The organism is Burkholderia territorii, assembly GCF_902833055.1.
In the GTDB taxonomy this organism is placed as follows: domain Bacteria; phylum Pseudomonadota; class Gammaproteobacteria; order Burkholderiales; family Burkholderiaceae; genus Burkholderia; species Burkholderia territorii.
In genome coordinates this window covers 197,430-211,395 of the sequence record NZ_CADFEJ010000005.1, presented here as the reverse complement: position 1 = coordinate 211,395, position 13,966 = coordinate 197,430, and the positions used below count along the sequence as shown (strand labels likewise).

The 13,966-nt window shown below is 67.4% G+C and carries 10 protein-coding genes; 6 read left to right on the top strand and 4 right to left on the bottom strand.

Annotated elements, in window-relative coordinates; genetic code table 11:
• Positions 1-39: 39 nt before the first annotated feature.
• Positions 40-801, bottom strand: coding sequence for a 2-keto-4-pentenoate hydratase (locus HW466_RS12990; RefSeq protein ID WP_151006285.1), 762 nt, complete (start codon positions 799-801; stop codon positions 40-42).
• A gap of 265 nt (positions 802-1,066) precedes the next feature.
• Here HW466_RS12990 and HW466_RS12985 point away from each other — a divergent pair, with 265 nt between their 5' ends.
• The 4 genes from HW466_RS12985 to HW466_RS12970 all read left to right on the top strand — a co-directional run bounded on the left by HW466_RS12985 (position 1,067) and on the right by HW466_RS12970 (position 5,143).
• Complete coding sequence (locus HW466_RS12985) at positions 1,067-1,546, top strand: universal stress protein (RefSeq protein WP_151006286.1); 480 nt, start codon at positions 1,067-1,069, stop codon at positions 1,544-1,546.
• Positions 1,547-1,561: 15 nt separating this feature from the next.
• A complete protein-coding gene (locus HW466_RS12980) occupies positions 1,562-1,753 on the top strand; it encodes a DUF2964 family protein (protein WP_059452270.1) in 192 nt (63 codons plus the stop codon).
• A 617-nt stretch (positions 1,754-2,370) separates the two neighbouring features.
• Positions 2,371-4,107 (top strand): site-specific integrase, encoded by a 1,737-nt coding sequence (locus HW466_RS12975; protein ID WP_174905572.1) that lies wholly within the window; start codon positions 2,371-2,373, stop codon positions 4,105-4,107.
• A gap of 124 nt (positions 4,108-4,231) precedes the next feature.
• Positions 4,232-5,143, top strand: a complete 912-nt coding sequence (locus HW466_RS12970) for a hypothetical protein (RefSeq protein ID WP_151006474.1) — start codon at positions 4,232-4,234, stop codon at positions 5,141-5,143.
• Between the two features lie 39 nt (positions 5,144-5,182).
• On the opposite strand, the gene HW466_RS12965 is transcribed toward HW466_RS12970, so the two are convergent.
• Positions 5,183-6,331 carry a branched-chain amino acid ABC transporter substrate-binding protein gene (locus tag HW466_RS12965; RefSeq protein WP_151006475.1) on the bottom strand — a complete coding sequence of 383 codons (1,149 nt, stop codon included), beginning with the start codon at positions 6,329-6,331 and terminating at the stop codon, positions 5,183-5,185.
• A gap of 36 nt (positions 6,332-6,367) precedes the next feature.
• A complete protein-coding gene (locus tag HW466_RS12960; RefSeq protein ID WP_174905571.1) occupies positions 6,368-7,597 on the bottom strand; it encodes an NAD(P)/FAD-dependent oxidoreductase in 1,230 nt (409 codons plus the stop codon).
• 231 nt (positions 7,598-7,828) lie between these two features.
• Here HW466_RS12960 and HW466_RS12955 point away from each other — a divergent pair, with 231 nt between their 5' ends.
• Positions 7,829-9,241, top strand: coding sequence for an aminotransferase-like domain-containing protein (locus HW466_RS12955; RefSeq protein ID WP_151004951.1), 1,413 nt, complete (start codon positions 7,829-7,831; stop codon positions 9,239-9,241).
• Between the two features lie 452 nt (positions 9,242-9,693).
• Positions 9,694-11,118 carry an aminotransferase-like domain-containing protein gene (locus HW466_RS12950; protein ID WP_151004953.1) on the top strand — a complete coding sequence of 475 codons (1,425 nt, stop codon included), beginning with the start codon at positions 9,694-9,696 and terminating at the stop codon, positions 11,116-11,118.
• 105 nt (positions 11,119-11,223) lie between these two features.
• Here HW466_RS12950 and acnB read toward each other — a convergent pair whose 3' ends face one another.
• Entirely contained in the window at positions 11,224-13,809 is a 2,586-nt protein-coding gene (acnB, locus tag HW466_RS12945) for a bifunctional aconitate hydratase 2/2-methylisocitrate dehydratase (RefSeq protein WP_059452280.1), read from the bottom strand.
• Between the last annotated feature and the right edge of the window lie 157 nt (positions 13,810-13,966).

Sequence of the window (13,966 nt, the reverse complement as noted above, 5' to 3'; positions counted from 1 at the left end):
GCAGGCCTCGGCCGCCGTCAGCCGTCGGCCGTCAACTCGTCAGGCCGTCAGCATGACCGACAAACTGCCGAGTTCGCCGAAGCGCACCGTCAGCACATCGCCGAGCGGCACTTCGATTGCGCCCGCATACGAGCCGGTCGTCACGATCTGGCCGGCACGGGCGCCATCGCCGCGCGACGCGAGGAAATTGGCGAGCCACACGAGCGGCTTGAGCGGATCGCCGTCCGGATGACGGCCGTCGATCGTGCGATTCAGCGCGCCCTCGAACGACAGCGCGAGCGTCTCGAGCGGCACGTTCAAAGCGTCGGGTACGGCAGGGCCCACGCACAATCCCTGGTTGAACTGCCCGTCGGCGAGCAGTTCGAACTTCGACGCGCGCGCGGGCTCCGCATAGCGGCAGCCCAGCACCTCGAGCACGATGCGCACTTCGCGGATCGCGCCGCGCACGTCGTTCTCGTCGTAGGGTTGCGCGCGGGCGGGCAGGTCGCGATCGAGCACGAACGCGATCTCCGGCTCGATCCGCACGATCGGCCCGCCGACGACGCGGTACGGCGCGTCGGCTTCGCGGATGGTCGACGCGAAGATCGGCGCGACGATCACGCGGTCGGGCGGCGGCAGCGCGCACTTCCATCCGCCGATGGCTTCGCCGAGCAGGTCGGCGACGCGATGCTGGATCGCCAGCGCGGTATCGACGCTCTCGGGGCGCAGTGCGTCGGGCAGCAGCGGGCCGGGCACGCCGGCATGGCGGGCGGCGACGAGATGCTGGGCGGCGCCGTCCACGCGTTCGGTAGTCGTTGTCATGTCGGTTGAGCGAGTTGAAAGTGAGCCGGCAAAAAAGGGCCGGACGAGGGTCGCAACGTCGATGATAGCGCCTTCGGCGGCATGACCGCCCGGTCGCGCGGCGTGGCCGCCCGGTGGCGCGCCGATTCCGGCGCGTGGCGCTTTGCCGCACGTCGCGTTTTTGGCGGACCTTGATCGCCGTCAAGCTTCGACGCGGCCGTCCGTCGATGATTGGGGACATGGCCGCACGCGACCGCGCGCGGCAACTCACCCCAGCGAGGTTCGCATGTACAAGAAGATCATGGTGGCCGTCGACGGCAGCAGTTCGTCGAAACAGGCGCTTGCCGAGGCAGTGAAGGTGGCACTGGCGGGCGACGCGCACGTCAGCGTCGTGTACGTCGTCGACAAATCGGTGCTGTTCACGTACGCGGGCCGTTTCGATCCGCATGCGCTTATCGAGGAAATCCGCGACGACGGGCGCAAGGTGCTGCGTGAAGCCGAACAGGCGATCGCGCGGGCCGGCGCGAAGGGCGAGGCCGAACTTGTCGAAACCGAGAGCATCGGCGAGGACGTCGCGGAGCGCCTGCAGCGTTACGTGAAGGAGTGCGGGATCGACCTCGCGGTGGTCGGCACGCACGGGCGGCGCGGCATCCGGCGCGTGCTGCTCGGGAGCGTCGCCGAGCGCTTCGTGCGTGGCTCGAAGTGCCCGGTGCTGCTGATTCGCGGCGACGATGCCGGCGAGCCGGCGTCCGCCGCGGCGGCCTGACGCGGCGGGCGTGCGATGGTACGTCGTCAATACCGGATCGTCGTCGCGGCGATCGCCGTGTTCGTGTCGCTCGCGGGGATGATGGCCGTGGTGACCGGGCTGCTGTTCGACGAAACGATCGCGCTGCGCGGCGGCGCGGCCGCGTTGATCGTCGGCGTGGCCTGCTTCGTCGTGATGCTCAACCCGGGGCCGAAGGGCGAGGGATGACGCACGGCGCTAGCCCGGCTTCATGCAAGACCGGCACCGCCGCCGCACCGCCGGTCCGTCGTTCCGCATCGCTCCGTCCGTGAGGTCCGGCGCATTCGCGCCGTCCTGCCCGGCCGGCATCTCCCGTCTCATCGATTCCGCATCAGGCAGCGCACGCTTCGATTGAATGACCCGAGCGTGCGCGAGTACGCCGCTGCTCATCTCATCGCGGTGATCGAGTTCGGTCCTCTCGGCTTTCCTTCGCTGGCATGCCCGCGTCGTTCCGGACTGACACGGCAGCCGGTCGCGCGCATGAGACAGCGAGCCGTGCGCGATAGCATCGCACCGCGAAAACGCGTGAGGTCGCGACAATGCGACTCTCATGCGCAAACATGTGATCGAGTGTTGCCCTGCAAGCCATCAAATCAGTTTCGAAGTCTTTCTAGAAGGGAGCCACGCGGCGATTCCGGATGGCGATTACCGGTTGATTCAATGGCACTCGATCCAGGTGAATCCCGAGCTTCTTTCGGCTACGAGTGCCCGCGCCGAACGAACACATGACGTGAAGGCCGGGTGCCGCGCAACCTGCAGCACGCCGGGCGTTTTCGAGCGCCCGCGGTTCTGTCAAACTGGCACCCATGACATCGCGCCTTGCCTTACCGCCTTCCTCCGAATCCCCGCCCGCGCCCGCGGGCTTTCCCGACGCCGACGAACTGGCCGCGCTGCGCGCGTGGTACGCGGGCATGACCGTGCGTCAGGCGGTCGAACGCTATCTGCCCGATCGGCTCGGCGAAGGGCGGTCGGCGCGCGGCGTGATCGGCGCGATTCGTCGCCGTCTCGTGCGTGTCGCGCGGCAGGTCGGGCGGCCCGAGCTCGCGGAGCAACTGGGTCATGCCGATAGCGAGCGCATCCGGATGGCGAAGGCCGCGACCGATGCGATCGGCCTGCTGCGCCATGCGCGCGCGCCGGTGCCGCAGATCAGCGACGACGTCGGCTTGTGGCTGCCCGCCCGCGCAGTCGTCGCGCTGCGTGCGCACGGGATCGCGACGCTGGCCGACCTGACCGTGCGGATTCCTCGGCGGCGGCAATGGTGGCGCGCGATCGCGGGGCTCGGCGTGGCGAGGGCGCGGCGCATCGAGGCGTTCTTTTCCGCGCATCCCGACCTGACCGAGCGGGCGCGCGCATTGATCGCGGCGACGCCGCGCAGTGCCATCGTGCCGTGGGAGCAGCTGAAGCTGCCGCACGAAGTCGACGGCTCGAACGGCACGTTCCGCGCGCCGCGCGCAACCAGCACGCTCGACGCGGACAACGATTACGCGGCCGTGCACGCGTGGCTGTCGCTGCACGAATCGGCTGCCACGCGCCGCGCATACCGGAAGGAGGCCGAGCGGTTGATCCTGTGGGCGATCGTCGAGCGCGGGCGCGCGCTGTCGTCGCTCACCACGGAGGATGCGGTCGCGTATCGCGCGTTCCTGCGCAACCCGACGCCGCACGAACGCTGGATCGGCCCGGTGCGGCCGCGCGGCGCGCCGGACTGGCGGCCGTTTTCGGGCGGATTGTCCGCGCGGTCGGCCGCGTACACGCTGTCCGTTCTCGGCGCGCTGTTCCGCTGGCTGATCGAGCAGCGCTATCTGCTCGCGAATCCGTTCGCGGGCGTCAAGGTGCGCGACACGCGCGGCGCGAGCGCGCTGGATACGTCGCATGCTTTCACCGAAGGCGAGTGGCTGCTCGTGCGCACGGTCGCGGACGGCCTCGAGTTTCGCAAGGACACATCGTCCGGCGCGCGGCAGGGCGCGTGGACGCCGGCGGCCGCGCAACGGCTGCGCTTCATCCTCGATTTCGGGTATGCGACCGGGCTGCGCGCGAGCGAGCTGGTCGGCGCGACGCTCGGCGACATCGAAACAGACGCGCACGGCGATGCGTGGTTGAAGGTGATCGGCAAGGGCAGCAAGGCCGCGCGCGTCGCGCTGCCGCCGCTCGCGCGCACGGCGCTCGATCGGCATCTGGTCGCGCGCCGGCTGCCGGTGACGCCGGTGCGCTGGCGGCCGGATACGCCGCTGGTGCCGAGCCTTGCGGAAGACGGCGCGGCCGGGATCACGAGCGTGCGGCTGTGGAAGGTGATGCAGCGTTTCTTCGCGCAGGCGGCCGCGCTCGTCGACGCCGACAACCCGTCGCTCGCGCAGAAGCTGCGCCAGGCGAGCCCGCACTGGATGCGTCATACGCATGCGACGCACGCGCTCGCGCGCGGCGCGGAGCTCACGACGGTGCGTGACAACTTGCGGCACGCGTCGATCTCAACGACGTCGATTTATCTGCATGGCGACGACGTGAAGCGGGCGCGGCAGATGTCGAGCGCGTTCTCGGCTGACAAATGACAAATGACAAATGAATCCGCGCGTGCCCGATTGAACGGAACGACCGCGTATCGATGACGGTCAGAGCGAGTATTCCGTATGGCAACAGGCACGCGCCGATCGTGCCCCCGGCTGGAGTACAAGAATGGAGACATCCGAACATCCGCAAGCACCGCGATACGCACGCCGCGCGTGGCATGCGCTCGTCGCGGCCGTATGCGTCGGCTGGAGCGCGCTGTCGTTCGGCGCGGACGGCGCGGCGGCATTGCTGGACCGCTATCACAGCCTCGGCGAGCAACTGAAGAACAATCCGTTCCATCGCCCGCTGTACCTCGAATCCTCCGAGGCGTCTTCATCGCTGAAGGGCGACATCTACGCGGTCGTCGACTATCCGTTTTCGGTCGTGAACGGCAAGCTCAACGATCCCGCGCAGGGCCCCGCGAACTGGTGCGCGGTGCTGATCCTGCACCTGAACACGAAGTATTGTCACGCGTCGGCCGGCAGCGACGGTCCGGTGCTCGACGTGAACCTCGGCCGCAAGATCGAGCAGAAGCTGTCTGATACTTATCGCGTGCAGTTCCGCTACCGGGTCGCCGCCGCGACGCCCGACTATTTCCAGGTCGACCTGACCGCCGACAGCGGCCCGATGGGCACCAAGGACTACCGGATCGCGCTGGAAGCCGTGCCTGTCGGCGCGTCGCGCACGTTCCTGCATCTGACGTATTCGTACGGCTTCGGCGCCGTCGGCCGCATGGCGATGAAGACCTACCTCGCGACGGTCGGCAGCGACAAGGTCGGGTTCACGGCAGCCAGCGGCGCGTCGGCGGCGCAGCCGCAGTACGTCGGCGGCGTGCGCGGATTGCTGGAGCGCAACACGATGCGCTACTACCTCGCGATCGACGCGTATCTCGCGACGCTCGACAAGCCGCTCGACCAGCGCCTGGCGCGCTGGTTCGACGCGACCGAGCAATATCCGAAGCAGCTGCACGAAGTCGAGCGCGGCGCGTATCTGCAGATGAAAGCGCAGGAAGTGCAGCGGCAACAGGCGGCGCGGTGACGCCGGCTGTTGCCGGGTTGACGGGCGGCCGGGCGCCGATCAGTTCGACGCGCCGCCGACCGTGCGAATGCTGCGCCACTGCCCTTGTTCGACGCGAAACAGCGTGTAGGGCGGCTTGATCAGGTCGCCGCGTTCGTCGAACGAAATTTTCCCCGTCACGCCCGTGACCGAGACGCCCGGCAGGCTCGCGACGATCTTGCCGCGGTCGACCGAATCGGCCTTGTGCACCGCCGCGATCATCGCGAGCGCCGCGTCGTACGCGAACGGCGCATACAGCTCGACGTCCTGGTTGAAGCGCGCCTTGTAGCGCTGCGCGAACGCGATGGCGGACGGCAGCTTGTCGAGCGCCGGGCCCGGCTCGAGATCCTGCGTACCTTCACCCGCGTTGCCCGCGATCTTCAGGAACGCATTGCTTTTCAGCGCGCCGGCGCCGAACAGCTGCGCGCGGATGCCGAGCGAGCGCATCTGCTTGACGAGCATCGCGCCCTGTTCGTCGAGGCCGCCGAAGAACAGCAGGTCGATGTTGTTGCTCTTCATCGTCGTCAGGATGCCGCGGAAATCCACGGCCTTGTCGTTCGTGTATTCGCGGCCGACGATGCTGCCGTGTGCGTCCTTCACGCCTTTCTCGAATGCGTCGGCGAGCCCCTGGCCGAATGCGGTGCGATCGTCGATGATGCCGATCCGCTTCGCCTTGAGCTGCTCGACCGCGAAGCGGCCGGCGACCACGCCGCCGACGCCGTCGTGTCCCATCGTGCGGAACACGTTCCTGAAGCCCTGCATCGTCAGTTGCGGATTGGTCGAGCCGGGCGTGATCATCGCGACGTTTGCCTGCTTGTAGACGGCCGACGCGGGGATGCTGCAGCCCGAATTGTAGTGGCCGATCACGCCGACCACGCCGTCGTCGACGAGCTTCTGCCCGACCTGGATCGCGATGCGCGGATCGGCCTGGTCGTCCTGCACGTCGAGTACGAAACGCACCGGCTTGCCGCCGATGACCGGATGTTTCGCGTTCTCCTCGTCGAGCGCGAGCTGGGCGCCGTATTGAAGATCCTTGCCGACGCGCGCGACCGGCCCTGTGAGCGGGCCGGCGAAGCCGATCTTGACGGTTTCCGGGTCCGCGCCGTATGCGGAAGCGGCCGTGCCGAGCGAACAGACGGCCAGCCATGCCAGCCAGTTGCGACGATTCATGATGCCTCCTTGCAGTGGTGGAAATCGTGGCGCGCGTCAGAATCGCGCGGCCCGGTATGGCGCGAGATCCAGCGGCGGCGCGCGTTGCGCGACGAGATCGGCGACGATCCGCCCGGTGATGCCGGCGAGCGTGACGCCGAGATGCTGATGGCCGAAAGCATGGATCACGCGATCGCTGCGCCGCGCGCGGCCGATCACCGGCACGCCGTCCGGCAGGGTGGGCCGAAAGCCGAGCCAGCTGCGCGTCGGTGCGCCGAGCGACGGCAACGCTTCGCGTGCGGAACGCGTGAGCAGCGCGACGAGCGAGCGGTTCATGCGGGCGTCGAAGCCGCCGAGTTCGACGGTGCCGGCCGCGCGCAATCCTTCGTCGAGCGGCGTCATGTAGAACCCGCGCTCGGCCCAGCCGACCGGCCGCGTGACGATCTGCTCGTGCGCGGCGAACTGCACGTGATAGCCGCGCTCGGTATCGAGCGGCACGGTGTCGCCGCACGCGGCGGCGAGCGCCCGCGAGCGGGCGCCGGCGGCGATCACCACATGATCGAACAAGCGCACCGCATCGCCCGCATGCAGGTTCACGCCGTTGCCGGCGGGCTCGATCCGGTCGACCCGCGTGCGTTCGAGTGTCGCGCCGCCGGTTGCCAGGTGGGCGAACAGTTCGCCAAGAAAGCCGCACGGGTCGGAGAAATGCCAGCTGCCGTGGAATAGCACGCCGCGCGTGAAGATCGGCGCGAGCGCGGGCTCGAGCCGACGGATTGCGTCCGCGTCGAGCGTGTCGAACGGAACACCGAGCCGGCGCCGCAGCGCGAGCGACGGCTGCGCGGCGTCGAACGACGCCTGCCGTGCATACAGGTACAGGCATTCGCGCGGGCGCACGAATGCCGCGAGACGCGTGGAAGCCAGCAGCGGCGCATAGCCGTCGGCGGCGCGCGACAGCAGTGCGGCCAGCGCGCCCGCGCTGCGCGCGTGGTGCGCCGGCGCCGACGCGACGAGGAATCGCGCGAGCCAAGGCGCGCCGCGCAGCAGGTACGGCCAGCGAATGCGCAGCGGGCTGTCGGCGGCGAACAGGAAGTGCGGCATGTCGCGGAACACCGACGGGCCGCTCACCGGCACGCAGCCATACGGCGCGAACGTCGCGGCGTTGCCGAACGACGCACCGCGGCCCACGCCGGCCGGATCGAAAAGCGTGACGCGGTGCCCGTCGCGCTGCAGCCATGCCGCAGCGCCGAGCCCGATGAAGCCTGCACCCACGATGGCGATATCCGCCATGACGCCTCTCCTTTGCCGCAACTGATTCACACAAAGATGGGATCTAGAATCACACAGTAATTTTTTGTGTGCAATCAAAAACGGATTGTGTGGCGATAGCGTTTACCCGATCACAATCGGTTGATCCGACTGATCTTTCGGCAGACGTTTGACCGCGAGGGGATGTCGGATACAATCGCTGGGCAGGTTTAGGTGGCAGACAAACGCTTTTTGTGTGGATGCGGACGATACATGGCAGCAGACAAACTTTCCGATGAGCGCGCCAGCAGTGCGCCGGTGCAGGCGAAGCGGCCGACGTACGTCGAGGTATCGAGTTCGATCGAGGCGGAAATCCGCAACGGCATGTACCCGCCGGGCAGCCGTCTGCCGCCGCAGCGCCAGCTCGCGGCCGAGCTCGGCATCAACGTGTCGACCGTGTCGCGTGCGTACAAGGAACTGCAACTGCGCGGGCTCGTGATCGGCAGCAAGCGGCGCGGTTCGCTCGTCACCGGCGGCGCGATGCCGAGCATCGAGCCGGCCCGTGCGTTGCTCGCGGCGGGCAACGAGGTGATCGACCTGACGGTGAACCGGCCGGCGACCGGCGAATTCCTGGCGAGTCTCGCGCAGACGTTCGGCACGTTGCCGGCCGATCCGCGTTTCGCGTCGCTGCAGGAATACCAGCCGCCGCAGGGCCCCGACTGGGCGCGCGCGGCGGGCGCGCAGTGGCTTGCCGCGCCGGGTTTCACGCCGTCGCGCGACCAGGTGGTCGTCACGAGCGGCGCACAGCATGGGCTCTACGCGGTACTGAACAGCCTGATCGGCACCGACGGTGTGATCGTCGCCGACCGGCTCACGTATTACGGGCTGAAGGCGCTCGCGCCGGTGTTCCAGTTCGAGATCGTCAGTGCCCCGGCCGACGACGACGGCCTGCTGCCCGACGAGATAGAGCGCATCTGCCAGCGCATGCCCGTCAAGGCGATCTTCGTCGTGCCGAATCTGCAGAACCCGACCGTGACGACGATGAGCCTCGCGCGTCGGATGGCGCTCGTCGACGTCGCGCGCCGCCATCACGTGACGATCATCGAGGACGACGTGTACGGGCCGCTCGTGCGCGACCGGCTGCCGGCGATCGCAGGGCTGTGCCCCGAGCTCACGTTCCATATCGGCGCGACATCGAAGATCCTCGCGCCCGGGCTGCGCCTCGGCTACCTGAGCTGCCCGCGCGACAGCGTCGCCCTGTGCGCGGAAGCGGTGCGCACCACCGCGTGGATGCCCGCGCCGACGTCGATGCTGATCGCGACGGTGTGGATCGAGAACGGCACGGCCGAGCGGATCATGAGCGCGCAGTTGGCGGAGATCCGCGCGCGAGTCGACCTTGCGCGGGAACTGCTGCCGGCCGGTCAACTGAAGTCCGATCCCGCGTGCATGTTCGTGTGGCTGCGGCTCCCGCCGCCGTGGCGTGCCGATGACTTCGCCGCGAACGCGAAAGCGCGTGGCGTGATCGTGATGCCGTCTTCGACGTTCGCGGTCGATCGCGCGGAAATCGAGCACGGCGTGCGCATCAATCTCGCGTGCCCGACGACGCGCGACGAACTCGTGAATGGATTGCGGATTCTGGCCGGCACGCTGAAGGACCGGCCGCGCGCGCTGTTCGGTTCGATCTGACGCGCGCCACTTGCGCCGCCACCCTCGCGGTGGCGCTTCGTCCCGGGTCGCGTCGACCGTCCCGGGGCCGGGCATGACCGGCTACGCCGAACGATGCTGCCCATCTCGTCGTATTGCTCTCCAATCCTCACGTCCCGGACCAGATTCGTAAGACGTACAGTTCGCCCGAAGTCGCGAATTCGCGCCGAACTGTACTCTTGTCCGCGCATCCGATGTGTGTACTCCGCATCAACTGTTCTGCTCTTAAGCTTCCACCATCAAGTGCACAGTGCCGCAAGCCCAGGCATCACGGGCCTCCCGGCACATCTTCAAAAGCGAGCCACTGCGATGGAAAAGGCAAAACCGGAGGGAGCAATCAGGGATCACGACAGCCCGGCGGGCGGGCAGCACACGCGCGTCGCGGGCGCGCATGGAGCGGCGGCGCGCCTGCGCAAGCCGGCGGGGCGCACGCGATGAAGCTCTACGAAAAACTCGCGGACGACATCGAACGCCTGATCCGCCAGGGCGTGTACCGGCACGGTGACCGGATTCCGTCGGTGCGGCAGGCGAGCCAGCAGCACCGGATCAGCATCACGACCGTGCTGCACGCGTATCTGCTGCTCGAAAGCCGCGGGTTGCTGGAAAGCCGCCCGCAGTCGGGCTACTTCGTGAACCTGCGGCGCGACGACAACCATGCGCCGGTGCGCGAGCTGCGGCCGTCGAAGCCGATCGCGATTTCGTCGTCGGTCGACATGAGCCGGCTCGTGCTGTCGACGTTGCGCTCGATCGGCACCGATGACGCCGTGCCGCTCGGCTCGCCGTATCCGGACCCGAGCCTGTTTCCGTTCGAGAAGCTGAACCGTTACGCCTATGCGGCCGGCCGGGACAAGTCGCTGTCGGGCGTGACCGACGGGTTGCCGCCCGGCCATCCGCGCCTGATCCGGCAGATCGCGCGGCGCTACCTGGAAAACGGGATGTCCGTCGACCCGAACGAGATCATCGTGACCGTCGGCGCGACGGAGGCGATCAACCTGTGCCTGCAGGCCGTCGCGAAACCGGGTGACACGATCGCGGTGGAGTCGCCGACGTTCTACGCGATGCTGCACGCGATCGAGCGGATGGGCATGAAGGCGATCGAGGTCGCGACGCATCCGGAATACGGGATCGATATCGCCGCGTTGGCTGCGATCGAGAAATCGCAGCCGATCGCCGCGTGCATGGTGATGCCGAACTTCCAGAACCCGCTGGGCTTCCAGATGCCCGACGAGCGCAAGCGCGAGCTGGTGGAATTCGCGACCCGCGTCGACATGCCGATCATCGAGAACGGTGTGTACAACGAACTGTATTTCGGCGAGTCGCATCCGACCACGCTGAAGTCCTGCGACCGCAACGGGATCGTGCTGCATTGCGCGTCGTTTTCGAAGAGCCTGACGGCGGCTTACCGGATCGGCTGGGCGTTGCCGGGCCGGTATCGCGATCAGGTCGAGAAACTGAAGTTCCTGAACACGCTGGCCACGCCGTCGCTGCCGCAGCTCGCGATTGCCGAGTTTCTCGAACGCGACGGCTACGAGCATCACTTGCGACGCTTGCGCAAGGCGTATGCGCAGCAGGCGAACCTGATGCGCGCGATGGTGTCGCGCTTCTTCCCGGAAGGCTCCCGCATCTCGAGCCCCGCCGGCGGCTACGTGCTGTGGGTCGAGCTGCCGTCGCAGGTCGATGCGATGCGGCTGTATCAGCTCGCGCTGGAGCAGGGGATCACGATCGGCCCCGGCTACATGTTCTCGATCACCGACAACTACCGGAACTTCATCAGGCTGAACTACAGCAGCCCGTGGTCGCCGGAAATCGAACAGGCGGTGATCGCGGTCGGGAAGCTCGCGGCCTCGTGCATGCGGTGAAGCGACGGCCGGCAGCTTCAAAAAAAAGGCGCCGCGGGCATTCAGCCCGCGGCGCCTACGCGCGTCGCCACGACGGGCATCGCCCGCCGCAGCTCGACCGCATGCTTAGATCTGCACGGTGTCGGCGACTTCCTTGAAGTCTTCGATCTGGTCGAAGTTCATGTACTTGTAGATCTTGTCGCCGTTCGCGGTGAGCACGCCCATGTCGGCCATGTACTCTTCCTTGGTCGGGATCTTGCCCAGACGCGAGCAGATTGCCGCCAGTTCCGCCGAGCCGAGGTACACGTTCGTGTTCTTGCCCAGGCGGTTCGGGAAGTTACGGGTCGACGTCGACATCACCGTCGCGCCTTCGCGCACCTGTGCCTGGTTGCCCATGCACAGCGAGCAGCCCGGCATTTCGGTGCGGGCGCCGGCCGTGCCGAACACGCCGTAGTGACCTTCTTCCGTCAGCTGCTTCTGGTCCATCTTGGTCGGCGGCGCGACCCACAGCTTGACCGGGATGTCGCGCTTGCCTTCGAGCAGCTTCGACGCGGCGCGGAAGTGACCGATGTTGGTCATGCACGAGCCGATGAACACTTCGTCGATCTTCGCGCCGGCGACGTCGGACAGCGTCTTCACGTCGTCCGGATCGTTCGGGCATGCGACGATCGGCTCGTGGATGTCGGCCAGGTCGATCTCGATGACGGCCGCGTATTCGGCGTCGGCATCCGGCGACAGCAGTTGCGGGTCGGCCAGCCACTGCTCCATCGCCGCGATACGGCGCTGCAGGCTGCGCGGATCCTGATAGCCCTGCGCGATCATCCACTTCAGCAGCGTGATGTTGCTGTTCAGGTACTCGATGATCGGTTCCTTGTTCAGGCGCACCGTGCAACCGGCTGCCGAACGCTCGGCCGACGCATCCGACAGTTCGAACGCTTGCTCGACCTTCAGGTCCGGCAGGCCTTCGATTTCGAGAATGCGGCCCGAGAAGATGTTCTTCTTGCCTTGCTTGGCGACCGTCAGCATGCCCTGCTTGATCGCGTACAGCGGAATCGCGTTGACGAGGTCGCGCAGCGTGACGCCCGGCTGCATCTTGCCCTTGAAGCGGACCAGCACCGATTCCGGCATGTCGAGCGGCATCGTGCCGGTGGCGGCCGCGAACGCGACCAGGCCCGAACCTGCCGGGAAGCTGATGCCGATCGGGAAGCGCGTGTGCGAGTCGCCGCCGGTGCCGACGGTGTCGGGCAGCAGCATGCGGTTCAGCCACGAGTGGATCACGCCGTCGCCCGGACGCAGTGCGATACCGCCACGGGTGCTGATGAAGTTCGGCAGCGTCTGGTGCGTCTTCACGTCGACCGGCTTCGGATAAGCGGCGGTGTGGCAGAACGACTGCATCACGAGGTCGGCCGAGAAGCCGAGGCAAGCCAGATCCTTCAGTTCGTCGCGGGTCATCGGGCCGGTGGTGTCCTGCGAGCCGACCGAGGTCATCTTCGGTTCGCAGTACGTGCCCGGGCGCACGCCCTGGCCTTCCGGCAGACCGCATGCGCGGCCGACCATCTTCTGCGCGAGCGAGAAGCCCTTGCCGCTGTCGGCCGGCTGGTGCGGCAGACGGAACAGCGTCGACGGTGCGAGGCCGAGCGCTTCACGCGCCTTCGCGGTCAGGCCGCGGCCGATGATCAGCGGAATGCGGCCGCCGGCGCGCACTTCGTCGAACAGCACGTCGGACTTGACCTGGAACTCGGCGATCACCTTGCCGTCCTTCAGCGCCTTGCCTTCGTACGGGCGCAGTTCGACGACGTCGCCCATGTTCATCTGCGATACGTCGAGTTCGATCGGCAGTGCGCCGGCATCTTCCATCGTGTTGTAGAAGATCGGCGCGATCTTGCCGCCGAGGCACACGCCGCCGAAGCGCTTGTTCGGCACGAACGGGATGTCTTCGCCGGTAAACCACAGCACCGAGTTGGTGGCCGACTTGCGCGACGAACCGGTGCCGACCACGTCGCCCACGTACGCGACGAGGTGACCCTTTTCCTTCAGCGATTCGATGAACTTGACCGGGCCGCGCTTGCCGTCTTCTTCCGGCGTGATGCCGGGGCGCGCGTTCTTCAGCATCGCCAGCGCGTGCAGCGGGATGTCGGGGCGGGTGGTGGCGTCGGGCGCCGGCGACAGGTCGTCGGTGTTGGTTTCGCCCGGCACCTTGAACACGGTGATGGTCAGGCTTTCCGGCACTTCCGGACGGCTCGTGAACCATTCGGCGTCGGCCCAGCTCTGCAGCACGGCCTTCGCGTGCGCGTTGCCCTTGTCGGCGAGTTCCTTCACGTCATGGAACTGGTCGAACATCAGCAGGGTTTTCTTCAGTGCGTCGGCGGCGACGGCCGCGACTGCGTCGTCCGACAGCAGCTCGATCAGCGGCTGGATGTTGTAGCCGCCCAGCATCGTGCCGAGCAGTTCGGTCGCGCGTTCGCGCGAGATCAGCGGGCACGCCGTCTCGCCCTTCGCGACGGCGGCCAGGAAGCCGGCCTTCACGCGCGCGGCTTCGTCGACGCCGGCCGGGACGCGGTGGGTGATCAGGTCGAGCAGCGTCTGCTCTTCGCCTGCGGGCGGGTTCGTCAGCAGTTCCACCAGTTCGGCGGTTTGCTGAGCCGTCAGCGGCAGGGGAGGAATACCGAGCGCGGCGCGGGCGGCCACGTGAGCACGAAAGTTTTCAAGCATGGGGGGACCTGCTGAGATTGCGTTTCAGGGGAAGGGCTTTCCAGGCACGCCGAGGCTGCTGTTCCGGACACTGCTTCACTGCTTGAGCGGGATTCTAATCGCAATATGGTCACGCGTCAAATGTCTTATGTCTTATATAAGAGTTGACCGTCGGGCG

Coding starts and splice junctions, on each gene's coding strand:
- HW466_RS12975 (WP_174905572.1), top strand. CDS start 2,371: ATGACATCGCGCCTTGCCTTACCGCCTTCCTCCGAATCCCCGCCCGCG.
- HW466_RS12950 (WP_151004953.1), top strand. CDS start 9,694: ATGAAGCTCTACGAAAAACTCGCGGACGACATCGAACGCCTGATCCGC.
- HW466_RS12955 (WP_151004951.1), top strand. CDS start 7,829: ATGGCAGCAGACAAACTTTCCGATGAGCGCGCCAGCAGTGCGCCGGTG.
- HW466_RS12965 (WP_151006475.1), bottom strand. CDS start 6,331: ATGAATCGTCGCAACTGGCTGGCATGGCTGGCCGTCTGTTCGCTCGGC.
- HW466_RS12985 (WP_151006286.1), top strand. CDS start 1,067: ATGTACAAGAAGATCATGGTGGCCGTCGACGGCAGCAGTTCGTCGAAA.
- HW466_RS12960 (WP_174905571.1), bottom strand. CDS start 7,597: ATGGCGGATATCGCCATCGTGGGTGCAGGCTTCATCGGGCTCGGCGCT.
- acnB (WP_059452280.1), bottom strand. CDS start 13,809: ATGCTTGAAAACTTTCGTGCTCACGTGGCCGCCCGCGCCGCGCTCGGT.
- HW466_RS12990 (WP_151006285.1), bottom strand. CDS start 801: ATGACAACGACTACCGAACGCGTGGACGGCGCCGCCCAGCATCTCGTC.
- HW466_RS12980 (WP_059452270.1), top strand. CDS start 1,562: ATGGTACGTCGTCAATACCGGATCGTCGTCGCGGCGATCGCCGTGTTC.
- HW466_RS12970 (WP_151006474.1), top strand. CDS start 4,232: ATGGAGACATCCGAACATCCGCAAGCACCGCGATACGCACGCCGCGCG.